This window comes from Acuticoccus sediminis, from assembly GCF_003258595.1.
GTDB classification, from domain to species: domain Bacteria; phylum Pseudomonadota; class Alphaproteobacteria; order Rhizobiales; family Amorphaceae; genus Acuticoccus; species Acuticoccus sediminis.
Map to the genome: position 1 here is coordinate 171740 of NZ_QHHQ01000007.1, position 20208 is coordinate 191947.

General features: G+C 68.0%; 16 protein-coding genes and 1 tRNA gene. 6 read left to right on the top strand and 11 right to left on the bottom strand.

Translation table 11 applies throughout. The features are described from left to right. Positions 1-65: 65 nt before the first annotated feature. The 4 genes from ettA to DLJ53_RS26590 form a co-directional block, all read right to left on the bottom strand. Positions 66-1718, bottom strand: a complete 1653-nt coding sequence (ettA, locus tag DLJ53_RS26575; protein WP_111351069.1) for an energy-dependent translational throttle protein EttA — start codon at positions 1716-1718, stop codon at positions 66-68. Positions 1719-2246: 528 nt separating this feature from the next. Further along, entirely contained in the window at positions 2247-2720 is a 474-nt protein-coding gene (gene greA, locus DLJ53_RS26580; RefSeq protein WP_111351370.1) for a transcription elongation factor GreA, read from the bottom strand. Positions 2721-2824: 104 nt separating this feature from the next. Then, positions 2825-6148, bottom strand: a complete 3324-nt coding sequence (gene carB, locus DLJ53_RS26585; protein ID WP_111351071.1) for a carbamoyl-phosphate synthase large subunit — start codon at positions 6146-6148, stop codon at positions 2825-2827. Between the two features lie 93 nt (positions 6149-6241). Then, positions 6242-6535 carry a helix-turn-helix domain-containing protein gene (locus DLJ53_RS26590; protein ID WP_111351072.1) on the bottom strand — a complete coding sequence of 98 codons (294 nt, stop codon included), beginning with the start codon at positions 6533-6535 and terminating at the stop codon, positions 6242-6244. 355 nt (positions 6536-6890) lie between these two features. On the opposite strand from DLJ53_RS26590, the gene ypfJ reads away from it, so the two are divergent. The 6 genes from ypfJ to DLJ53_RS26620 all read left to right on the top strand — a co-directional run bounded on the left by ypfJ (position 6891) and on the right by DLJ53_RS26620 (position 15371). Beyond that, complete coding sequence (gene ypfJ / locus DLJ53_RS26595) at positions 6891-7826, top strand: KPN_02809 family neutral zinc metallopeptidase (RefSeq protein WP_111351074.1); 936 nt, start codon at positions 6891-6893, stop codon at positions 7824-7826. 102 nt (positions 7827-7928) lie between these two features. Further along, positions 7929-9881, top strand: a complete 1953-nt coding sequence (dnaG, locus tag DLJ53_RS26600; protein WP_111351075.1) for a DNA primase — start codon at positions 7929-7931, stop codon at positions 9879-9881. Between the two features lie 204 nt (positions 9882-10085). Continuing rightward, the gene (gene rpoD, locus DLJ53_RS26605) at positions 10086-12083 is read left to right on the top strand and encodes an RNA polymerase sigma factor RpoD (RefSeq protein WP_111351077.1); all 1998 of its coding nucleotides are present in this window, start codon (positions 10086-10088) and stop codon (positions 12081-12083) included. Beyond that, positions 12083-12541, top strand: coding sequence for a GNAT family N-acetyltransferase (locus DLJ53_RS26610; protein ID WP_111351079.1), 459 nt, complete (start codon positions 12083-12085; stop codon positions 12539-12541). The genes rpoD and DLJ53_RS26610 overlap by 1 nt, the downstream gene beginning before the upstream one ends. Positions 12542-12638: 97 nt before the next feature. Continuing rightward, positions 12639-14057: an adenylate/guanylate cyclase domain-containing protein gene (locus DLJ53_RS26615; RefSeq protein ID WP_146620101.1), complete on the top strand. Its 1419-nt coding sequence runs from the start codon at positions 12639-12641 to the stop codon at positions 14055-14057. 135 nt (positions 14058-14192) lie between these two features. Further along, positions 14193-15371 carry an adenylate/guanylate cyclase domain-containing protein gene (locus tag DLJ53_RS26620; RefSeq protein WP_146620102.1) on the top strand — a complete coding sequence of 393 codons (1179 nt, stop codon included), beginning with the start codon at positions 14193-14195 and terminating at the stop codon, positions 15369-15371. 194 nt (positions 15372-15565) lie between these two features. On the opposite strand, the gene DLJ53_RS26625 is transcribed toward DLJ53_RS26620, so the two are convergent. The 7 genes from DLJ53_RS26625 to DLJ53_RS26655 all read right to left on the bottom strand — a co-directional run bounded on the left by DLJ53_RS26625 (position 15566) and on the right by DLJ53_RS26655 (position 20202). Further along, positions 15566-15901 carry a hypothetical protein gene (locus DLJ53_RS26625; protein WP_146620103.1) on the bottom strand — a complete coding sequence of 112 codons (336 nt, stop codon included), beginning with the start codon at positions 15899-15901 and terminating at the stop codon, positions 15566-15568. 194 nt (positions 15902-16095) lie between these two features. Then, positions 16096-16172: transfer RNA gene (locus tag DLJ53_RS26630), tRNA-Arg, on the bottom strand. A 121-nt stretch (positions 16173-16293) separates the two neighbouring features. Further along, entirely contained in the window at positions 16294-16752 is a 459-nt protein-coding gene (locus DLJ53_RS26635; RefSeq protein ID WP_111351085.1) for a type II toxin-antitoxin system RatA family toxin, read from the bottom strand. Then, entirely contained in the window at positions 16752-17717 is a 966-nt protein-coding gene (lipA, locus tag DLJ53_RS26640; RefSeq protein WP_111351087.1) for a lipoyl synthase, read from the bottom strand. Before lipA ends, DLJ53_RS26635 begins: the two co-directional genes overlap by 1 nt. A gap of 284 nt (positions 17718-18001) precedes the next feature. Then, positions 18002-18601, bottom strand: a complete 600-nt coding sequence (locus tag DLJ53_RS26645; RefSeq protein WP_146620104.1) for a hypothetical protein — start codon at positions 18599-18601, stop codon at positions 18002-18004. 78 nt (positions 18602-18679) lie between these two features. Then, positions 18680-19507: a sulfurtransferase gene (locus tag DLJ53_RS26650; protein WP_244935170.1), complete on the bottom strand. Its 828-nt coding sequence runs from the start codon at positions 19505-19507 to the stop codon at positions 18680-18682. Beyond that, complete coding sequence (locus DLJ53_RS26655; protein ID WP_111351092.1) at positions 19504-20202, bottom strand: alanyl-tRNA editing protein; 699 nt, start codon at positions 20200-20202, stop codon at positions 19504-19506. Before DLJ53_RS26655 ends, DLJ53_RS26650 begins: the two co-directional genes overlap by 4 nt. Positions 20203-20208: the final 6 nt, after the last annotated feature.

Genomic DNA, 20208 nt, shown 5'->3' on the forward strand with positions numbered 1-20208 from the left:
GGATGCAATATTGATATTTTGCACCCCTAGGTATTTTGTCGGCCGCGGGAGCGGCCGGAGCGTCGTCAGCGCGTCAGGCGCTTGTACTTGACGCGGCGCGGGACGATCGCGTCCGGGCCGAGGCGGCGCTTCTTGTCCTCTTCGTAGTCGGCGAAGTTGCCCTCGAACCATTCGACGTGGCTGTCGCCCTCGAAGGCCAGGATGTGCGTCGCCAGGCGGTCCAGGAAGAAGCGATCGTGGCTGATGACCACGGCGCAGCCGGCGAAATCCTCCAGCGCATCCTCGAGCGCGGCCAGCGTCTCGGTGTCGAGGTCGTTGGTCGGCTCGTCGAGCAGGATGACGTTGGCGCCGGACTTCAGCATCTTCGCGAGGTGGACGCGGTTGCGCTGGCCGCCCGAGAGGTTGCCGACCTTCTGCTGCTGGTCGCCGCCCTTGAAGTTGAAGGCGCCGACGTAGGCGCGGCTCTGCATCTCGCGCTTGCCGAGCGTGATGACGTCGTTGCCGCCCGAGATCTCCTCCCAGACGGTCTTCTTGCCGTCGAGGTCGTCGCGCGACTGGTCAACGTAGCCGAGCTTGACCGTCTCGCCGACCTCGATCGAGCCGGTGTCGGGCTCCTCCTGGCCGGTGATCATGCGGAAGAGGGTCGACTTGCCGGCGCCGTTCGCGCCGATGATGCCGACGATACCACCCGGCGGCAGCGAGAAGTCGAGGTCGTCGATCAACACGCGGTCACCGTAGGACTTCTTCAGCCCCTTCACGTCGATGACGTTGCCGCCGAGACGCGGGCCGGCCGGGATGATGATCTGCGCGTCGGAGGACTGGGTGCGCGCCTCGTTGCGCTTGAGCAGCTCGTCATAGGCCTGGATACGGGCCTTCGACTTGGTCTGCCGCGCCTTCGGGGACGACTGGATCCACTCGCGCTCGCGCTCCAGCGCCCGCTTCTCGGCGGACGATTCGCGCTTCTCCTGGTCCATCCGCTTCACCTTCTTCTCGAGGTAAGCGGTGTAGTTGCCCTCGTAGGGGATGCCGCGGCCGCGGTCGAGCTCGAGGATCCAGCCCGTCACGTTGTCGAGGAAGTAGCGGTCGTGGGTGACGATCAGGATCGCGCCCGGGTACTCGCGCAGGTGGTTCTCGAGCCAGGCGACCGTCTCGGCGTCGAGGTGGTTGGTCGGCTCGTCGAGCAGGATGAGCTCGGGCTGGGCCAGCAGCAGACGGCACAGCGCCACGCGGCGCTTCTCACCGCCGGAGAGGGTCGCGACGTCGGCGTCGTCGGGGGGGCAGCGCAGCGCGTCCATCGCCTGGTCGATCTGGCTGTCGAGGTCCCAGAGGTTCTGGCTGTCGATCTCGTCCTGGAGCGCGGCCATCTCGTCGGCCGTCTCCTCGGAATACTCCATGGCGAGCTCGTTGTAGCGGTCGAGCTTGGCCTTCTTCCCGGCGACGCCCTCCATGACGTTCTCGCGCACGGACTTCGTCTCGTCGAGCTGGGGCTCCTGCGGCAGGTAGCCGACCTTGGCGCCGTCGGCGACCCAGGCTTCGCCCGTAAACTCCTTGTCGACCCCGGCCATGATCTTGAGCAGCGTCGACTTGCCCGAGCCGTTGGGGCCGAGCACGCCGATCTTCGCGTCCGGGTAGAACTGGAGGTGGATGTTGTCGAGGACCTTCTTGTTTCCGTAGGCCTTCGACAAGCCCTGCATATGGTAGATGAACTGCCGTGCCATGCGGTGGCGATATCCTGCGCGCTGTTGGAAAGGCGGGGGCGGACCCGCAAGGGGTGCCCGTGTCGTTGGGTCTCTACACGGTTTTGGCCGTCGCGTTAATGGCCTCGCACGCGCCGCGTGCATCGCGGGGGCATGCCCGCGCCGAAGGCAGCGGTGCCACGAACTCGCCGTCAGAAGAGGTGTGTAGCGCCACTCAGATGGGGCGGAGGAGCCCGGTCTCCAAGACCGTCATCCCGTCGCGGGCCGTTTCGGGCCCCCGAAACGTCCGCCGCCCCCGTTGGAGGTCCCGGTCGTATGCCGCGCGGGACAGCCGCTGCCGGGGCGGCGCCCTGGATCGGCGGGGAAGGGGCTCGGGAGGATGCGGCGGCCGGCGCTCGCGGCCGGCCGAGCCGAAGAGGCGGGTCCTATCGCGCCTCGGGACGGCTGCTCACGGGGCGGTCGCCCGCGAGCAGCGCGACGGACCGGGCCGCCGGAGGGGGTCCGTTCGCAAGGTCCTCGTATGCAAGGGCGCAGCGAGCCGGTGGCGGTTCAGTTGAACCGGACCTCGGTGATCTCGTAGGCGCGAGCGCCGCCGGGGGCGGTCACTTCGACGGAGTCGCCGACGGTCTTGCCGATCAGAGCGCGCGCGATGGGCGAAGAAATCGAGATTCGTCCGGCCTTCACGTCCGCCTCGACGTCGCCGACGATCTGGTACTTCTTCTCCTGCTCGGTGTCCTCGTCGACCAGGGTGACGAAGGCGCCGAATTTCACGGTCGAGCCCGACAGCTTCTTGACGTCGATCACCTCGGCGCGCGAGAGCATGTCCTCGAGCTCGGTGATGCGGCCTTCGTTGTGGCTCTGGGCTTCCTTGGCCGCATGGTATTCAGCATTTTCGGAGAGATCGCCGTGCGCACGCGCCTCGGCGATGTCCTGAATGATTTTCGGACGATCCTCCGACGTGCGGCGCTTCAGCTCGGTTTCCAACGACGCATACCCCTGCGCCGTCATTGGGATCTTTTCCATCGTCATTCGAACTTTCTTCGTAACGCCGCTCGCTTCCGAGCGAAGTGGGTCAGTTTCCAACAGACTGTGACGAAAATGCAAGTGCGGAAGCGTTCCGCCGGACGTCAAACGTCCAGCGAAGCGTTCACGTAGGACTGCATCGGCCGAACCTCAAGTTCCTGACGGCCCTGCAAGGCAATCCCTTCCGCCGCGGCAAGTGCACCCGCGAGTGTAGTATAATACGGCACGCGGTGGGACAGGGCAGCACGGCGCATCGACTTGGAATCGTTCAAGGACTGCGGCCCCTCTGCAGTGTTCAGGACCAACTTGATCGACCCGTTCTTGATGGCGTCGACGATGTGGGGCCGCCCCTCGGACACCTTGTTAACGCGCTCGCAGGCGATCCCGTTCGCTTCGAGGTCGCGCTGCGTGCCGGAGGTCGCCACCAGCGTGAACCCGGCCTCGGCGAGGCGCTTGGCGGCGCCGCGGATCGAGGCCTTGTCCGAATCGCGCACCGACAGGAACACCTTGCCCGCGGAGGGGAGGGCGTTTCCGGCCGCCATCTGGCTCTTCACGAACGCGGCCGCGAAGGAGTGGTCGATGCCCATGACCTCGCCGGTGGACTTCATCTCCGGGCCGAGCACGGTGTCGACCTCGGGGAAGCGCGAGAACGGGAACACCGCCTCCTTGACCGAGACGTGGTCGAGCGGCCGGGAGACGAGGTTGAACGTCGACAGACGCTCGCCCGCCATCACGCGCGCGGCGATCTTGGCGATCGGCACGCCGATGGTCTTGGCGACGAAGGGCACCGTCCGCGACGCGCGGGGGTTCACCTCGAGGATGTAGATCTGCCCGCCCTTCACCGCGAACTGCACGTTCATCAGGCCGACGACGCCGAGCGCGAGGGCGAGGGCCGAGGTCTGCGCCCGAAGCTGCTCGACGATCTGGTCGGGCAGGGTGCGGGGCGGCAGCGAGCAGGCCGAGTCGCCTGAGTGGATACCCGCTTCCTCGATGTGCTCCATCACGCCGCAGACGAAGACGTCCTCGCCGTCCGACAGCGCGTCGACGTCCACCTCGACCGCGCGGTCGAGGTACTTGTCGAAGAGCAGCGGGTTCTTGCCGAGCAGCATGTTGATCTGCCCGGTCTTGTCGTTCGGGTACTTGGCGCGGACGTGCGGCGGGACGAGGTTCGACAGCGCGTTGAAGAGGTACTTGTCGAGCCCCTCTTCGTCGCGGATGACCTCCATCGCCCGGCCGCCCAGCACGTAGGACGGACGCACGACGAGCGGCATGCCGACCTCGGTCGCGATCAGCCGCGCCTGCTCCACGGAGTGGGCGATCCCGTTGTCCGGCTGCTTCAGGCGCAGGCGGTGCAGCAGCTTCTGGAACCGGTCGCGGTCCTCGGCGAGGTCGATGGCGTCGACCGGGGTGCCGAGGATCGTGTGGCCGGCGTCGACCAGACCCTGGGCCAGGCCGAGCGGCGTCTGCCCGCCGAACTGCACGATGACGCCCATCAGCCGGCCGGCCGACTTCTCGACCGCGAGGATCTCGAGGACGTCCTCCAGCGACAGCGGCTCGAAGTAGAGGCGGTCGGAGGTGTCGAAGTCCGTCGAGACGGTCTCCGGGTTGCAGTTGACCATGATGGTCTCGACGCCCGCGTCCGACAGCGCGTAGCAGGCGTGGCAGCAGCAATAGTCGAACTCGATGCCCTGGCCGATCCGGTTCGGACCGCCGCCCAGGATCACGACCTTGTTGCGGTTCGAGGGGGCCGCCTCGTTCTGCGGCACGCCGGCGAACTCGGTCTCGTAGGTCGAGTACATGTAGGCCGTCGGCGCGGCGAACTCGGCCGCGCACGTGTCGATCCGCTTGTAGACCGGGCGCACGCCGAGCCGCTCGCGGTGGCCGCGGACCTGGTCGTCGGTCATGCCGGCGAGGGTGGCGAGGCGCTGGTCGGAGAAGCCGGCCGCCTTCAGCTTGCGCATCAGGCCCGTCGTCAGCGGCAGGCCGTGCTTGCGCACCTTCTCCTCGAGCGCGACGATCCCGGCGATCTCCTCCAGGAACCACTTGTCGATGCGGCTGTGCTCGTAGATCTGGTCGATCGTGAAGCCGCGCCGCATCGCCTCGGCGACCTTGAGGATCCGGTCCGGCCGCGGCACGCCGATGCCGGCACGGATCGCCTGGTTCTCCTCGCCCGGGACGAGACCCTCGAACTCGGCGTCGTCGAAGCCGGACAGTCCCGTCTCGAGGCCGCGCAGCGCCTTCTGCATCGACTCCTGGAAGGTGCGGCCGATCGCCATCACCTCGCCGACGGAGCGCATCGAAGTGGTCAGCGTCGTGTTGGCGCCGGGGAACTTCTCGAACGTGAAGCGCGGGACCTTGACGACGACGTAGTCGATGGTCGGCTCGAACGAGGCAGGCATCGCGCCCTTGGTGATGTCGTTGGCGAGCTCGTCGAGCGTGTAGCCGACGGCGAGCTTGGCCGCGACGCGCGCGATCGGGAAGCCCGTCGCCTTCGAGGCCAGCGCCGAGGAGCGGGACACGCGCGGGTTCATCTCGATGACGAGCATGCGGCCGTCGTCGGGGTTCACCGCGAACTGCACGTTGGAGCCGCCGGTCTCGACGCCGATCTTGCGCAGCACCGCGATCGAGGCGGTCCGCATGCGCTGATATTCCTTGTCCGTCAGCGTCAGCGCCGGGGCGACGGTGATGGAATCGCCGGTGTGGACGCCCATGGGGTCCACGTTCTCGATCGAGCAGATGATGATGCAGTTGTCCGCCTTGTCGCGGACCACCTCCATCTCGAACTCCTTCCAGCCGAGGACGGACTCCTCGATCAGGACCTCGGTCGTCGGCGAGGCGTCGAGGCCGCGCTCGACGATGTCGATGAACTCCTCGCGGTTGTAGGCGATGCCGCCGCCGGTGCCGGCGAGCGTGAACGAGGGGCGGATGATCGCCGGCAGGCCGACGACCTCGAGCGCCGCGAAGGCCTCCGCCAGGGTGTGCGCGATCTCCGAGCGCGGCGATTCGAGGCCGATCTCGTTCATCGCGACCTTGAAGTCGTCGCGGTCCTCGGCGGTGCGGATCGCCGTCGCGTTGGCGCCGATCATCTCGACGCCGTACTTCTCGAGAACGCCCGAGTCGTAGAGCGCCAGCGCGCAGTTGAGTGCGGTCTGGCCGCCCATCGTCGGCAGCAGCGCGTCCGGCCGCTCCTTGGCGATGATCTTCTCGACCACGTCGGGCGTGATCGGCTCGATGTAGGTGGCGTCGGCGAGCTCGGGGTCCGTCATGATCGTCGCTGGATTGGAATTGACCAGGACGACTCGGAACCCTTCCTCCTTGAGCGCTTTGACGGCTTGCGTGCCCGAGTAGTCGAACTCGCATGCTTGGCCGATGACGATCGGACCAGCGCCAATGATGAGGATGGAGGAAAGGTCGGTGCGTTTCGGCATTGAGGGACCGGCGACAGCTTCAGACTGTTGTTGGCTGGAAAGACGGCCCGCTATAGAGCGTTCGCACGCTCGGCGCAAAGTGTAGCGAGACGATCAATCGTCGTCGTCGTCGTCGACGTCGGAAATTGCACCGTCCATTTCGGGCGAGGGTGCCCCTTCCGGCGGGGCCGAGGACCATTCCACGGTGTGTCCGTCGAACTCTTCCACACCGCAGGCGATCGCATAGCAGGCCAGACGGACGGTCTTGGGGATCTCGACGCTCTTTCCGTCGCGGTCGCCGCGCTCATAGTACTGAATCATGCGCCGTTTCAGGCCCAGACGGTCGGCAAGCTCCTTCTGCTTCCACTTGTTCGCCTTCCGCCAGGCGCGGAACTGTTCAGGCGTCATGCGACATCCTCGTCAAAAAGACGCACCTCGTGCGTCTTCTCCCTATCGATATGCGCACGAAGCGCGCGCACTCAGTGCCATAAGCGCACTGAGTACGGGAGACCTAACCGCGAAAATGTTGGCGCGCCACCCCTCCTGACGTCGACCTCGATCGGCAAAGACAGGATGCAGGTATGCCAAATCGCCTCATGGCGTGCCATCCACAACGACGTGCCGGCACCGGGGAAACCGGCGGCGGCACCGGACGATGGCAACCTCATCGCCTTTCGCGGCGTTCATGTCGGGCCGGGTGCATAGTTTCGGGTGAACAGTCCGTCCGGCTGCTGTAATATATTTTTCCGCCGGAGGACGATCGATGCGTTGGGAAGGCCGCCGACAGAGCGATAATTTCGAGGACCGCCGTGGCAGCGGGGGCCCTGTCTTCCGCCGAGGCGGCTTTCCGGGAGGGGGCCGGATCCGGATCCCCACCGGCGGCGGCGTGAAGAAGGCCGGCGGCGGGTCGATCCTCCTCTTCATCATCGTCGCGGTGGGGCTGTGGATCTTCGTCGGGATCAACCCGCTGCAGCTCCTCGAGATGATCGCCCGCGGCGACCAGGGCGGCGTTGTCTCCCAGCAGGCGCCCGAGCGGAGCCCGCAGCAGCAGGCCCAGGACGGCGAGACCGTCGGCTTCCTGCGCGTCGTGCTCGCCGAGACCGAGGACACCTGGGGCAAGATCTTCACGAACTCCGGCATCCAGTACAAGCCGACGACGCTCGTCGCCTACGCCGGCGCGACGCCGACGGGGTGCGGCTTCGGCGCGGCGGCGGCGGGGCCGTTCTACTGCCCGAACGACCAGAAGGTTTACGTCGACCTCTCCTTCTTCGACCTCCTCGCCAAGCGCCTCGGCGCACCGGGCGACTTCGCCCAGGCGTACGTGCTGGCCCACGAGGTCGGCCACCACATCCAGAACCAGGTCGGGGTGCTGTCGAAGTTCCATCAGGCCCGCCAGCGGATGTCCGAGCGCGACGCCAACGCCCTGTCGGTGCGCATCGAGCTGCAGGCGGACTGCTACGCCGGCATCTGGGCCCACTCGGCCAAGCAGGTCGGCATCCTGGAGCCGGGCGACATCGAGGAGGCGCTCGACGCGGCCGCCGCCGTCGGTGACGACACGCTGCAGCGCCAGAACCAGGGCTACGTCGTGCCGGAGAGCTTCAACCACGGCACCTCCGACCAGCGCGTCCGCTGGTTCCAGAACGGCTTCAAGTCCGGCAACCCGGACGACTGCGACACGCTGGAAGGCACCGGGCTTTAACCGGTTGTCGGGGACAATGGGGATGACGCGCCCAAATCCGACGAGTTGAACACCGGCGTTCTGAGCGCATCGTGTTAATGACGTTCGCCGGAGGGGGAACGGATGCGCTTCTCACAAGATTTCCTGGCCGGCCTGCGCGAGCGGGTCCCGCTGTCGTCCATCATCGGCAAGGTCGTCACCTGGGACCGGCGCAAGTCGCAGCCCGGGCGCGGCGACTTCTGGGCCTGCTGCCCCTTCCATCAGGAGAAGTCGCCGTCCTTCCACGTCGACGACCGCAAGGGCTTTTACCACTGCTTCGGCTGCCACGAGTCGGGCGACCACATCACATTCATGACCTCGCACGGCGGCCTCGACTTCGTGGACGCCGTGAAGCAGCTCGCCGAGGAGGCGGGCGTGCCGCTCCCCGAACGCGACCGCGAGGAGCCGCGCGAGATGCGCCAGCGCCGGGTGGAGCGCGGGGCGTTGGAGGCGGCGGCCGCGCTCTACGCGTCCACGCTGTGGTCGGCCTCGGGGCGCGAGGCGCTGCGCTATGCCAACGGCCGCGGCTTCGGCGAGGAGACGCTGAAGGCGTTCGGCTTCGGCCTGGCCCCGTCGGTGCAGGGCGCGGTCAGCCGGGCGCTGTCGGCGGAGGGGATCGGCGAGGCCGAGCTCGAGCGTACCGGCCTCGCGGTGAAGCGCGACGGGCGGCTTCGCGACCGGTTCGTCGGCCGCCTCATGGTCCCGATCCACGACCCGCGCGGCAAGATCGTCGGCTTCGGCGGGCGCTCCCTCGACGGGCGCGAGCCGAAGTATCTCAACTCGCCGCAGACGCCGCTGTTCGACAAGTCGAAGCTTCTGTTCAACGCGCACCGCGCGCGGGGTCCGGCACACCGCGCCAACCGCCTCTTCATCGTCGAGGGCTATTTCGACGCCATCGCGCTGGCGCAGGCCGGCGTCGGCGAGGTCGTCGCGAGCTGCGGGACCGCGCTCACCGAGGACCAGCTCGCCCTCGCCTGGGCGATGGCCGACGAGCCCGTCCTCACCTTCGACGGGGACAAGGCCGGGCGGATGGCGGCGCAGCGGGTGATCGACCGCGTCCTGCCGCTCCTCTCCGGCGGCCGCTCGGTGCAGTTCCTGCACCTGCCGGAGGGACAGGACCCGGACGACCTCATCCGCGAGGGCGGCCGCGACGCGTTCGAGGCGCTCGCCGCGAAGGCGGTGCCGCTCGTCGACGCGCTGTTCGCCCGCGAGGTGGAGAAGGGGGCCGACACGCCCGAGCGCCTCGCAGCGCTCGACGACCGCCTCGACGTGCTGGTCGGGACCATCGGCGACGAGAGGTTGGCGCGGAACTACCGCTCGGCGCTGCGCGAACGGGTCTGGGACCTGAGGCGGACCCGCCGGTCCGACCGGCCCGCGAGCGGCGCCCGGAATGGCCCCGGCCGCTCCGCCGGCGGGCGCCAGCAGCTGGGCACCCGGCTGACACCCCCGCCGCCGGCTGCGCCGATTGCCGCACCCGCCGCGGCCGACCGCGCCCTGCTGGACCTGGAGCGGATCGCCCTCGGCCTCATGGTGCTGCGGCCCCATCTCATCGAGACCTTCGCGGAGAAGCTCGACGCGTCCGCCTTCGTCAGCGAGGCGCATGCCGGTTTCGCCGCGCTCCTCGCCGAGACCTACGCGAGCCACCTGCCGGAGACGGCGCCGGACCTCATCGCCGCGCTGCCGCCGCGGGCGCAGATGTGCCTGGGGGAGCTGTGGGGCGAGGCGCACGAGCCGATCGGCCCGCGGCTCCTGCAGCGCTTCGCGATCCTGGAGTGCGACCCGGACGACGCCTTCCTGTCCCGCTGCATGTCGCTCTTCGTCGAGAGGCTGGCGCTGCGGGGCGAGATGGCCGAGCTGGCCTCCGAGCCCGAACGCATGGCTGCCGCGCGCGGACATGATGACGGGAGGTTGATCCGGCTGACGGTCGCGATGCAGGAGCACGCGACACGATTGCAGAACGCCGAGAGGGAGTTGGCGGACGAGGCCGCCGCCATGCGCCGCAAAAAGGCAACGGGTGGAACCAAGACAAACGCCTGAACGTTGTGATTGCCCCGCGCACTCCCTTGCACCTTCTGCGGGGAGCGTTATCTACGGTGATCGGTGGCGCGTTGTACCGAGCGCGGGCTTATGCGCGTGCGCCACACGGCCTGATCTTGACATCATTTGCTCTAGATCGGCACAGCATGTTCTTTTGAACGGTGCGCATGCTGAAGTGCGCAATATCCGAGTGTTGGAGGCCCGATGGCGACGAAGGCGAGCGCGGCAGAGCAAAAGGATCCGCAAACCGAGGCTTCCGACGGACCGCTCCTCGACCTCAACGACGCGGCTGTCAAGAAGCTCATCCGCACGGCTAAGCGCCGCGGCTACGTTACCCACGACGAGCTGAACGAGGTGCTTCCCTCAGAGGAAGTGACCTCCGAGCAGATCGAGGACACGATGGCGATGCTCAACGACATGGGCATCAACGTTGTGGAAAGCGGGGAAGAAGCCGAAGAGGAAACCGACGACTCAGACGAGAGCCGGGAGCTCGCGGGCCCCACGGGCACGAAGGCGCTCGCCAAGTCCACGACCCGCGAGCCGACCGAGCGGACGGACGACCCGGTCCGCATGTACCTTCGCGAGATGGGCTCGGTGGAGCTCCTGTCGCGCGAGGGCGAGATCGCGATCGCCAAGCGCATCGAGGCCGGCCGCAACTTCATGATCGCGGGGCTCTGCGAGAGCCCGCTGACGTTCCAGGCCATCATCATCTGGCGGGACGAGCTGATGGAGGGCAAGGTCCTCCTGCGCGACATCATCGACCTCGAAGCGACCTACGCCGACCCCGAGGGCAAGGGCCACCTCGCCGAGTCGAACGAGGAGGGCGAGAAGGACGGCTCCCAGGCGTCCAACGTCATTCCCCTCGCCTCCGGCCGCCCGGGCGCCCAGCCCGGCGAGGAGGAGAACGAGGACGACGACGAGTTCGAGTCGTCCCTCTCCCTCGCGGCGATGGAGAACGAGCTGAAGCCGAAGGTTCTCGAGACCTTCGAGGCGATCGCCGAGAACTACAAGAAGCTGCGCAAGCTGCAGGAGCAGAACGTCGAGGCCCAGCAGGGCGAGAACGAGGCGCTCTCCTCCACCCAGCAGAAGCGCTACAAGAAGCTGCGTGAGGACGTCGTCGTCGCGGTGAAGAGCCTCCTGCTCAATCCGCAGCGCATCGAGAGCCTCGTCGAGCAGCTCTACGACATCCACAAGCGTCTGATGGCCTGCGAAGGCAAGCTGATGCGCATCGCCGACTCGTACGGCGTGAACCGCGCGGACTTCCTGCAGCACTACCAGGGCTACGAGCTCGACCCGAACTGGATCGAGCGCGTCGGCCAGCTTCCGGGCAAGGGCTGGAACCAGTTCGTCAGCCACGAGCAGCAGGTCATCGCCGACCTGCGCACGGAGATCCAGGACATCGCCCAGCAGGCGGGTCTGGAGATCGTCGAGTTCCGCACCCTCGTGCAGAAGGTGCAGAAGGGCGAGCGCGAGGCGCGCCGGGCGAAGAAGGAGATGGTCGAGGCGAACCTGCGCCTCGTGATCTCGATCGCCAAGAAGTACACGAACCGCGGCCTGCAGTTCCTGGACCTCATCCAGGAGGGCAACATCGGCCTGATGAAGGCGGTGGACAAGTTCGAGTACCGGCGCGGCTACAAGTTCTCGACCTACGCGACGTGGTGGATCCGGCAGGCGATCACCCGCTCGATCGCCGACCAGGCGCGGACCATCCGCATCCCGGTCCACATGATCGAGACGATCAACAAGATCGTGCGCACCTCGCGCCAGATGCTCCACGAGATCGGTCGCGAGCCGACCCCCGAGGAGCTGGCCGAGAAGCTCGCGATGCCGCTCGAGAAGGTCCGCAAGGTCCTCAAGATCGCCAAGGAGCCGATCAGCCTCGAGACGCCGATCGGTGACGAGGAGGATTCGCACCTCGGCGACTTCATCGAGGACAAGAACGCGGTCCTGCCGATCGACGCCGCGATCCAGTCGAACCTGCGCGAAACCACGACCCGCGTGCTGGCCTCGCTCACGCCGCGTGAGGAGCGTGTCCTTCGCATGCGCTTCGGCATCGGCATGAACACCGACCACACGCTGGAGGAGGTCGGCCAGCAGTTCTCGGTGACCCGCGAGCGTATCCGCCAGATCGAGGCGAAGGCGCTTCGCAAGCTGAAGCACCCGTCCCGGTCGCGGAAGCTGCGGAGTTTCCTCGACAGCTGATGATCCGCCGCGCCTCGCTCGACGAGGCGTCGGTCAATTCTCTGGCAACACAAGCCGCCAGCGCCGGTTACGACCCGGCGCGGCGGCTTCTTCGTCACTGGGCCGACGGCAGCAACCGGTTCGATGAACCCGGCGAGACCTTCCTCGCCGCGTTCATCGGCGGTGTCTGCCTCGGCTTCTGCGGCCTCAACCGCGACCCCTTCGTGGCGGATGGCGGCGACGGCGGCCCGCGCGTCGGCCGGGTCCGCCGGCTCTACGTCGCCGAGGCCGTCCGCGGCCGCGGCACGGGCTCGGCGCTGGTTCGCGCGCTGCTGGCGGAGGCGGGAGCCTTTCGCTGCGTGCGCACCCGCACCGGGCGCGCCCACTTCTTCGAGGCGCTCGGGTTCCGCCCGATCGAGGACCCGGACGCGACGCACCAGATCGGGATCCAACGCGCCGGGCGCACCCGGGCCCCGTGACGCTCCGCCGCGATTCAAAACGCGCACTCGAAACGACAATTATGGACGGCGCGTTGACGCTAGGATCACCCTGCAGGGCGGCGATGAAGCGGTGGCGGTGAAGACGAGACGAACTCCCGGCCTCAGCCGCTGGCGCTCCATCTGGCGATGGCACAACATCGTCCGGATGAGCCGCAGCGCGGTCGCCAGCTTCCGCACCCCGGAGATGGCGCTCACCGCGGGCGAGCTGCACCGCCTCTACCGGGCCGAGCGGCGGGGCCTGCAGCTCTTCGTCGTCTGCCGCACGGCCATCTTCGCCGTCGCGCTGACGTGGTACGTGCTGTCGGCGCTCGCCTCCGGCTACACGCCGACGCGGTTCGGGATCGGCTTCCTCCTCGCGCTGACCGCCCTCGGGGTGCCGTACTATCTCGCCATCGACTCCCGGCTCGACCGGCCGCTCTTCCGCTTCCTGATCTCGACCATCGACGTCGCCGCCATCAGCGGCCTCTTTGTCATGGTGCCGGTCTATCAGGGGATGGACCTGCCGCAGATCTACGCCTTCCGAAACTCCGACATCATGCTGCTCATGCCGCTGATCGCGCTGTCGACGCTGACCCTGTCGCCGTCGATGGTCCTGTGGTCGGGCCTCTCGGCGGTGACGTGCTGGATGTCGGCCTACATCCTCGTCGTCGCGCAGATGGACCGGCGGATCTCCTGGTCCGACCTGCCGAGCCATGCCTCGCGCGAGGAGTACGAGGCGCTCATCCTGTCGCCGGACTTCATCGCCCGCGGCAACCGGATGACCGAGGCGATCATCACCATCCTCGTCACCATCGTGCTCGCCATCGCGGTGGCCCGGGCGCGGCGCGTGTTCTTCTCCCAGGTGGCCGCCGAGGCGGAGCGGGAGCGGGAGAGGGCGGCGCGGGCCGAGGTGCGCAACCGGCTCGGCCGCTTCGTCCCGGCCGCGATCGCCGAGCGGATCCTCAGCGATCCGGTGTCGCTGCAGCCGCGCGTGCGGCATGCGGCGGCGCTCTTCATGGACATCACCGAGTTCACCGTCTACGCCCACACCCGCGACCCGGGCCAGGTCATCGCCGAGCTCAACGCCTTCCTGGCGCGCTGTGCCGACGAGGTGGCCGCCGCCGGGGGCGTCGTGATCACCTTCACCGGCGACGGGCTGCTCGCCACGTTCAACACGCCGCTCGACCTCGACGAGCCGGAGCGGGCGGCGCTGTCGGCCGGCCGCGCGCTGATCGCCCGCAGCGAGACCGAAGCGTTCGACATCCGGGTGGGGATCGCGGCGGGGCCGGTGGCCTCCGGCAGCGTCGGCTCGGTCGACCGGCAGGCGTTCACCGTCTATGGTGACACGGTGAACCGGGCGGCGCGGCTCGAGGAGCTCGCCAAGTTCATCGGTGTCTCCATGCTGGTCGACGAGAAATGCAGCGCCGCCGTGCCGGGTCTCGTTCCGTGTGGAACACATGCACTGCGCGGTGTGGGCGATCAGGTTCCCGTATGGCGCGATTCTGATATAAGTTAAGCTAGTTCTGCGTGTATAAGTCTTGCCCGCTGCCGGGCGGCCCCCACCTGCGCTAACGACACATCAGTGAGATTCCCTGTGACGCGTTCCGATGGCCGTGCCCTCGCAATCGACAATTGGCTCCTTGGCGACGCCATGGCTCTCGAGCTGCCGGCGATCATCGAGGGGCTGGCCCACCGCCTGATCGCCATCGGGTTCAAGCTCGATCGGTTCACGATCTCGTTTGGCCTGCTCAACCCCTCGCTGATCGCCGGCGGCCTCGTCTGGCGGCCGGAGCGTGAGCTGGAATTTTCCCGCTACACGTACATCAGCCGCAACAGCGGGATGTACGAGCGCAGCCCCTTCAAGGTCGCCAACGAGAGCGGCAACTGGGTCGAGATCGACCTCGACCGGACCGCCGACGAGCAATACGGCATCGTGCCCGACCTCAAGGCGGAGGGGCTGCGGTACTACATCGTCATCCCGATGCCGACCGCGATGGGCCGGCAGATGAACATCACCGTCGCGACGAAGGCCCTCGAGGGGTTCTCCGAGGAACAGCGGTCGATCCTGAAGTCCATCATTCCGGCGGTGCGGGCGACGGTCGAGCTGAAGTCGCTCAACGTGATCCTGCGCGACGTGCTGGCGGCCTACGTCGGCCGCGTGCCGGCCCGCGAGATCGTCAACGGCACGGTGCACAGGGGGCAGACCAGCGAGGTTCGCGCGGCGATCCTCGTGGCGGACCTGCGCAGCTTCACCTCCATCTCCACCCAGCTCCCGGTCGCGGCGACCGCCGAGGTGATCAACCGCTACTACGACGTGGTCGTGCCGCCGATCGAGCAGCACGGCGGCGAGATCCTGAAGTTCATCGGCGACGCCGTGCTGGCGATCTTCCCGACCGGGCCGTCGGGTGACGACAGCGCGGTGGCGGCCGCCCTCGCCGCCGCCCGCGCGGCGCTCTCCACCGAGGTGGAGCCGTTCGTGTCGGACGGGGTGGTGGCCAATATCAAGTTCGGCATCGCGATCCACATCGGCGACGCGGCGTACGGCAACGTCGGCTCGGGCGACCGCCTCGACTTCACGGTCATCGGCCGCGACGTGAACATCGCCTCGCGGATCGCGGCCCTCTGCAGCCGCCTCGGGATCGACTACCTGGTGTCCGAGCCGGTCGCGGAGATCGGCCGCCGGCACGGCCATTCGATGCTGAGCGCCGGCGCCCATCAGGTCCGCGGCATCGCCCAGCCGATCCCGGTCTACGTCCCCGACCTGGAAATCCTGCACCCCGAGTGCGACGACGGCATCCCCCAGGACCTGGTGTTGATGCCGACGGGGTAACGCCGCGCCAAGATTGCTGCGGTGGCGCAGCGTTCCTTCGGCACCATGGGGCGGCTCCAAAGCTGTGCTTGGCGGGCATCGCGTGGCAACTCCTCAGCGAGTTTTCCGTGGGATGACCTGATGTTGTGTAAGAGTCGCCCCGATGTGGGCGAGGCCCGCAGCGATTCAGCCCGCGTCAGCTGACGTGAAGCGCGTCACCAGCTGCATCGCCCCAAGTACTGGCTCTCGACAAGTTCACGAACAATTACGGTGTTGCGGCTGTGCACTGCGCGACCTGTCGATATCACAACGGTGGTCGTCATAACCGCTCCGGACTCGGTCACTTCGATGAAACTGAAGCCTTCCGTGCCCATATGCAAAACCACATCGCTTAAGCCAGCGTTGCCTTCCAGAATCGCGCGTCCAGTTGTCTTGTCGAGCTTGTAGTGAAGCTCCATCCGGTCGCTCTTGGTCCCATCGGCGTCACGTCGCATGTCAAAGACGCATTCGACGTTGACCACCTCAGCCGCCGCATCGGTGGCGCCGGACAACAGAGCAGCCCCTAAGATGATCAATACATTCCGCACTGCGGTTCAGTCCCAGTGGCGAAGGGGCCATTCAATATCGCCACCCTCGGCGATCTGATCGACGCCATTATCGGATCTGGGCACATTGCCGACAACGCTCAACCAGTTCGCCATGGCTGAGCTAGCGAAATAATTGATTTCACTAGAAAATATCGGAGTGGTGTCCCCGGCAGGATTCGAACCTGCGACCCCAGGATTAGGAATCCTGTGCTCTATCCTGCTGAGCTACGAGGACACTGGACGTCACTTACCACGTCGCGGCGGCAAGATGCACCCCGATTGTCGCCCGGGCACAGGGAACGTGCCCGCCCGGTATCCGGGGGCCGTCGCAGGTCCGGCGTCCGGCGCGGCGGCGGTCAGGCGGGGAGGCCGTAGACCTTGTCGGCGCGCTCCTCGAAGGCGGTGGCGAAACGGCGGAAGGCGTGGTCGAAGACCTGGCCCATCACGGCCGCCAGCGTGCGGCTCTTGAACTCGTAGCGGATCGAGAAGTGGACGTCGGTGGTCGCCTCGTCCACCGGCGTGAAGGTCCAGCGGTTGAAGAGCTCCTTGAAGGGACCGTCGAGATAGGTCACGTCGATGATCCTGTTCGCCCGGTCCAGCACCACCCGCGAGGTGAAGGTCTCGCGGATGAACTTGTAGGCCACCGTCATCTCCGCGACGAGGACCTCGCGCCCGTCGGGCAGCGTGTCGCGGCGGCGCACTGTGAGGGCTTTGCAGAGCGGCACGAAGCGCGGGTAGGAGGTCACGTCGGCGACGAGGTCGAACATGTTGTCGACCCCGTGCTTGACACGCCGCGTGGTCTCGAACTGGGGCATCAGGCGCGCTCCGGCTGGGCGGATTGCTGCCTGGCCGCGCGCGCGGCCTTGAGCTGCGCGAAGTCCTCGCCCGCGTGGTGCGACGAGCGCGTGAGCGGGGAGGCGGACACCATCAGGAAGCCCTTGGCGGCGGCGATGGTCTTGTACGCCTTGAACGTCTCGGGCGTGACGTACTCCTTCACCGGGTAGTGCTTGCGCGTCGGCTGCAGGTACTGGCCGATGGTCAGGAAATCGACGTCCGCGGCGCGCAGGTCGTCCATGAGCTGCAGCACCTCGTTGCGGACCTCGCCGAGGCCGACCATGATCCCGCTCTTGGTGAAGATCGTCGGGTCGAGCAGCTTCACCCGGTCCAGCAGGCGGATCGAATGGTAGTACCGCGCACCCGGGCGGACCGTGAGGTAGAGCGACGGCACGGTCTCGAGGTTGTGGTTGAAGACGTCGGGACGCGCCTCGACGACGATCTCGAGGGCGCCCGGCTTGCGCAGGAAGTCCGGCGTCAGCACCTCCACGGTGGTGCCCGGCGCGGTGGCGCGGATCGCGAGGATCGTCTCGGCCATGTGCCTGGCGCCGCCGTCGGCGAGGTCGTCGCGGTCCACGGAGGTGACGACGACGTGCTCGAGGCCGAGCTTGGCGACCGCGTCGGCGACCTTCTGCGGCTCGTCCGCGTCGAGCGCCTGCGGCAGGCCGGTGCGCACGTTGCAGAAGGCGCAGGCGCGCGTGCACGTGTCGCCCATGATCATGAACGTGGCGTGCTTCTTCGACCAGCATTCGCCGATGTTCGGGCAGCCGGCTTCCTCGCACACGGTGACGAGGCCGTTCTTCTTCACGATATCCTGCGTCTCGCGGTACACCGGCGAGCCGGGCGCCCGGACGCGGATCCACTCCGGCTTGCGCATGATCGGCGCATCCGGGCGTTTCGCTTTCTCGGGGTGGCGTACGGTGGTGCGATCGACGACGGTCACCATCACGAAATCCCTTGTCTTCCTAACGGCAACATAGTCGTCCGAGGCTCAGGATGCGAGGCCGCCGCAACATTCGACATTCGGCGGGCGTCGGCGTCCGGGGCCGTGCGGGCGGTTCCCTCGTGGCCGTTTCATGACGACGGGACCTTATCGCATCGCCGGAGCGATGGGCACCGCGCGCCGCGGCCCTCTGCCACACGCCCAGCGCGGTTCGCCTGGCGGTGCCGCCCCGATGCCACAAAAACGCCCGGGAGTCCGGCGGACCGCTTATCGGCGAGGGAGGGACGTCAGGCGGCGCGGGGCGCCGCGCCGCGGGATGCGCGGCGGTGCGCGTCGGCGAGCCACGCGTCGAGGGGGAGGTCGTCGCGCGGGCTCAGCCGGCATTCGCCGAGGAGCGCCAGCAGCGCACCCGCGTCCGGCGCGGCGAGGTCGAGGTGGATGCCGCGTGCGCGCCAGTCCGGCACGTCGAGCCGGGTGAGGGTCGCCGTCACGCGGCCCTTGACGAAGGTGCGGGTATGCTTGTGGACGCTCGCCTGCGCGAGCCAGTCGACGGCGAGCGCATCGACCAGGGCCTGCACCTCGCCGCGGGCGCCGGCCGCCGCGGCATGAATGCGCCTGGGCAGGACCTGGGCGAGCACGGTCGCTACCATCCAGTCGAGCGGAAAGGTCGAGTTGGCGAGCTCGCTCTCGACGCGAAGGCCGCCCGCCGTCATGCGCCGGCGGATCACTTCGAGACGCCTGCCGCCGGAAATCGTCAGCGCGTGGCCGGGGCCGACGAGATAGTGGCGGTCCCAGACGGACCACTCGCCCGTCCTGCGCCAGGTCGACAGGAAGGCGGGTGTCCCCGGAACCAGAAGGCCAAACTGGTACGACCCGCCATCGCGCATCGCCAAACTCCGATCGATCCTCGCCGAAGTGTTGACGGATATGGTTAACGAATCCTTTACCCGGACCCGGAAGCCGCCTCAGGCGGGACCCTTGACCACCGGCCGGGCCGTGTCGCCGCCCCACTCGGTCCACGACCCGTCGTAGACGGCGCTGGGCGTGCCGATCCGCTCCAGCGCGAACGACAGGACCGAGGCGGTGACGCCCGAGCCGCAGGTCGTCACGACCGGCTGGCTGAGGTCCACGCCGGCCTCGGTGAACGCCGCGCGCAGGCCTGCCTCGTCCTTCAGCCGCCCGTCCTCGCCGATGAGGTTCACGAAGGGGACGTTGCGGGCGCCGGGCATGTGGCCGGAGCGAAGGCCGGGACGCGGCTCCTCGACGCGGCCCTCGAACCGCTCGGCCGCGCGGGCGTCGGCGACGACACCGCCGCTCTCCAGCACCGTCGCCACCTTGTCGCCGTCGGCGAAGAGCTCGGGGCGGAAGTGCGGCACGAACGTCGCCGGCGCGGGTCGCGCGGGCTCGCCCTGCTCGACGGGATAGCCGAGCGCCTTCCACGCCGTGAGCCCGCCGTCGAGGACGAGCGCGTCGTGGCCCATCACGCGGAACATCCACCACGCGCGGGGCGCGGCGAACGGACGGCCGGTCTCGTAGACCACGACCTTGCTGTCGTTGGCGATGCCGAGCGCGCCGATCATTTCGGCGAACATCTCCGGCGAGGGGAGGGTGTGGGGCAGTCCGCTGGTGGTGTCGGCGATCGCGTCGACGTCGAACCGGCGGGCGCCGGGGATGTGCTCGGCGAGGAACTCGGCGTTGCCGTCGCGCCTGGTGTCGGGCATGTGCCAGGACGCGTCCAGCACCACGACGTCGCCGAGCGCGGCGTTCAGCTCCTGCGGCGTGATCAACATCATTCCACCCATCCCAAACGGACGCGGCGATTCTGCCGGCCCTTCTTTTCGATCTTCGTCACGGCGACCGCACCGATCTCCGCGGTGGAGGCGACATGCGTGCCGCCGCACGGCTGCAGGTCGATCTCGCCGATCCGGACGAGGCGCACCCGGCCCGACCCGCGCGGCGGCTTCACCGCCATCGTCTTCACGAGGTCCGGGTTCGCGTCGAGCTCCTCGTCGGTGATCCACTCCGTGGTGACGGGATGGTCGCCCTCGACGAGAGCCATCACCTTGGCGGTCACCTCGTCCTTGTCGGGGTTCTCGGGGAGGTCGAAGTCGAGCCGGCCCTCGGTCTCGCCGATCTGCCCGCCGGTGACGGGGAAGGGGAGCGCCACCGAGAGGAGGTGCAGCGCCGTGTGCATGCGCATCAGGCGGTGACGGCGGGCGAAGTCGAGGTGCTGGACCACCTCGGCGCCCACCTCGGGCACCGCCTCCACCATCAGGCGGATCGCCGTCCGATCCTCGCCGTAGCGGGCGTCGGTCACCGGGACGGTTCCGCCGCCGGGGAGCTCCAGCCGGCCCGTATCACCGGGCTGGCCGCCGCCCGCGGCGTAGAACAGCGAGCGGTCCAGTACGACCCACCCGTCGCCGACCTCCACGACGCGCGCCGGCGCCGTCTCGAGATAGGGATCGTCACGGAACAGAGGGGTCGTCATGGCTGC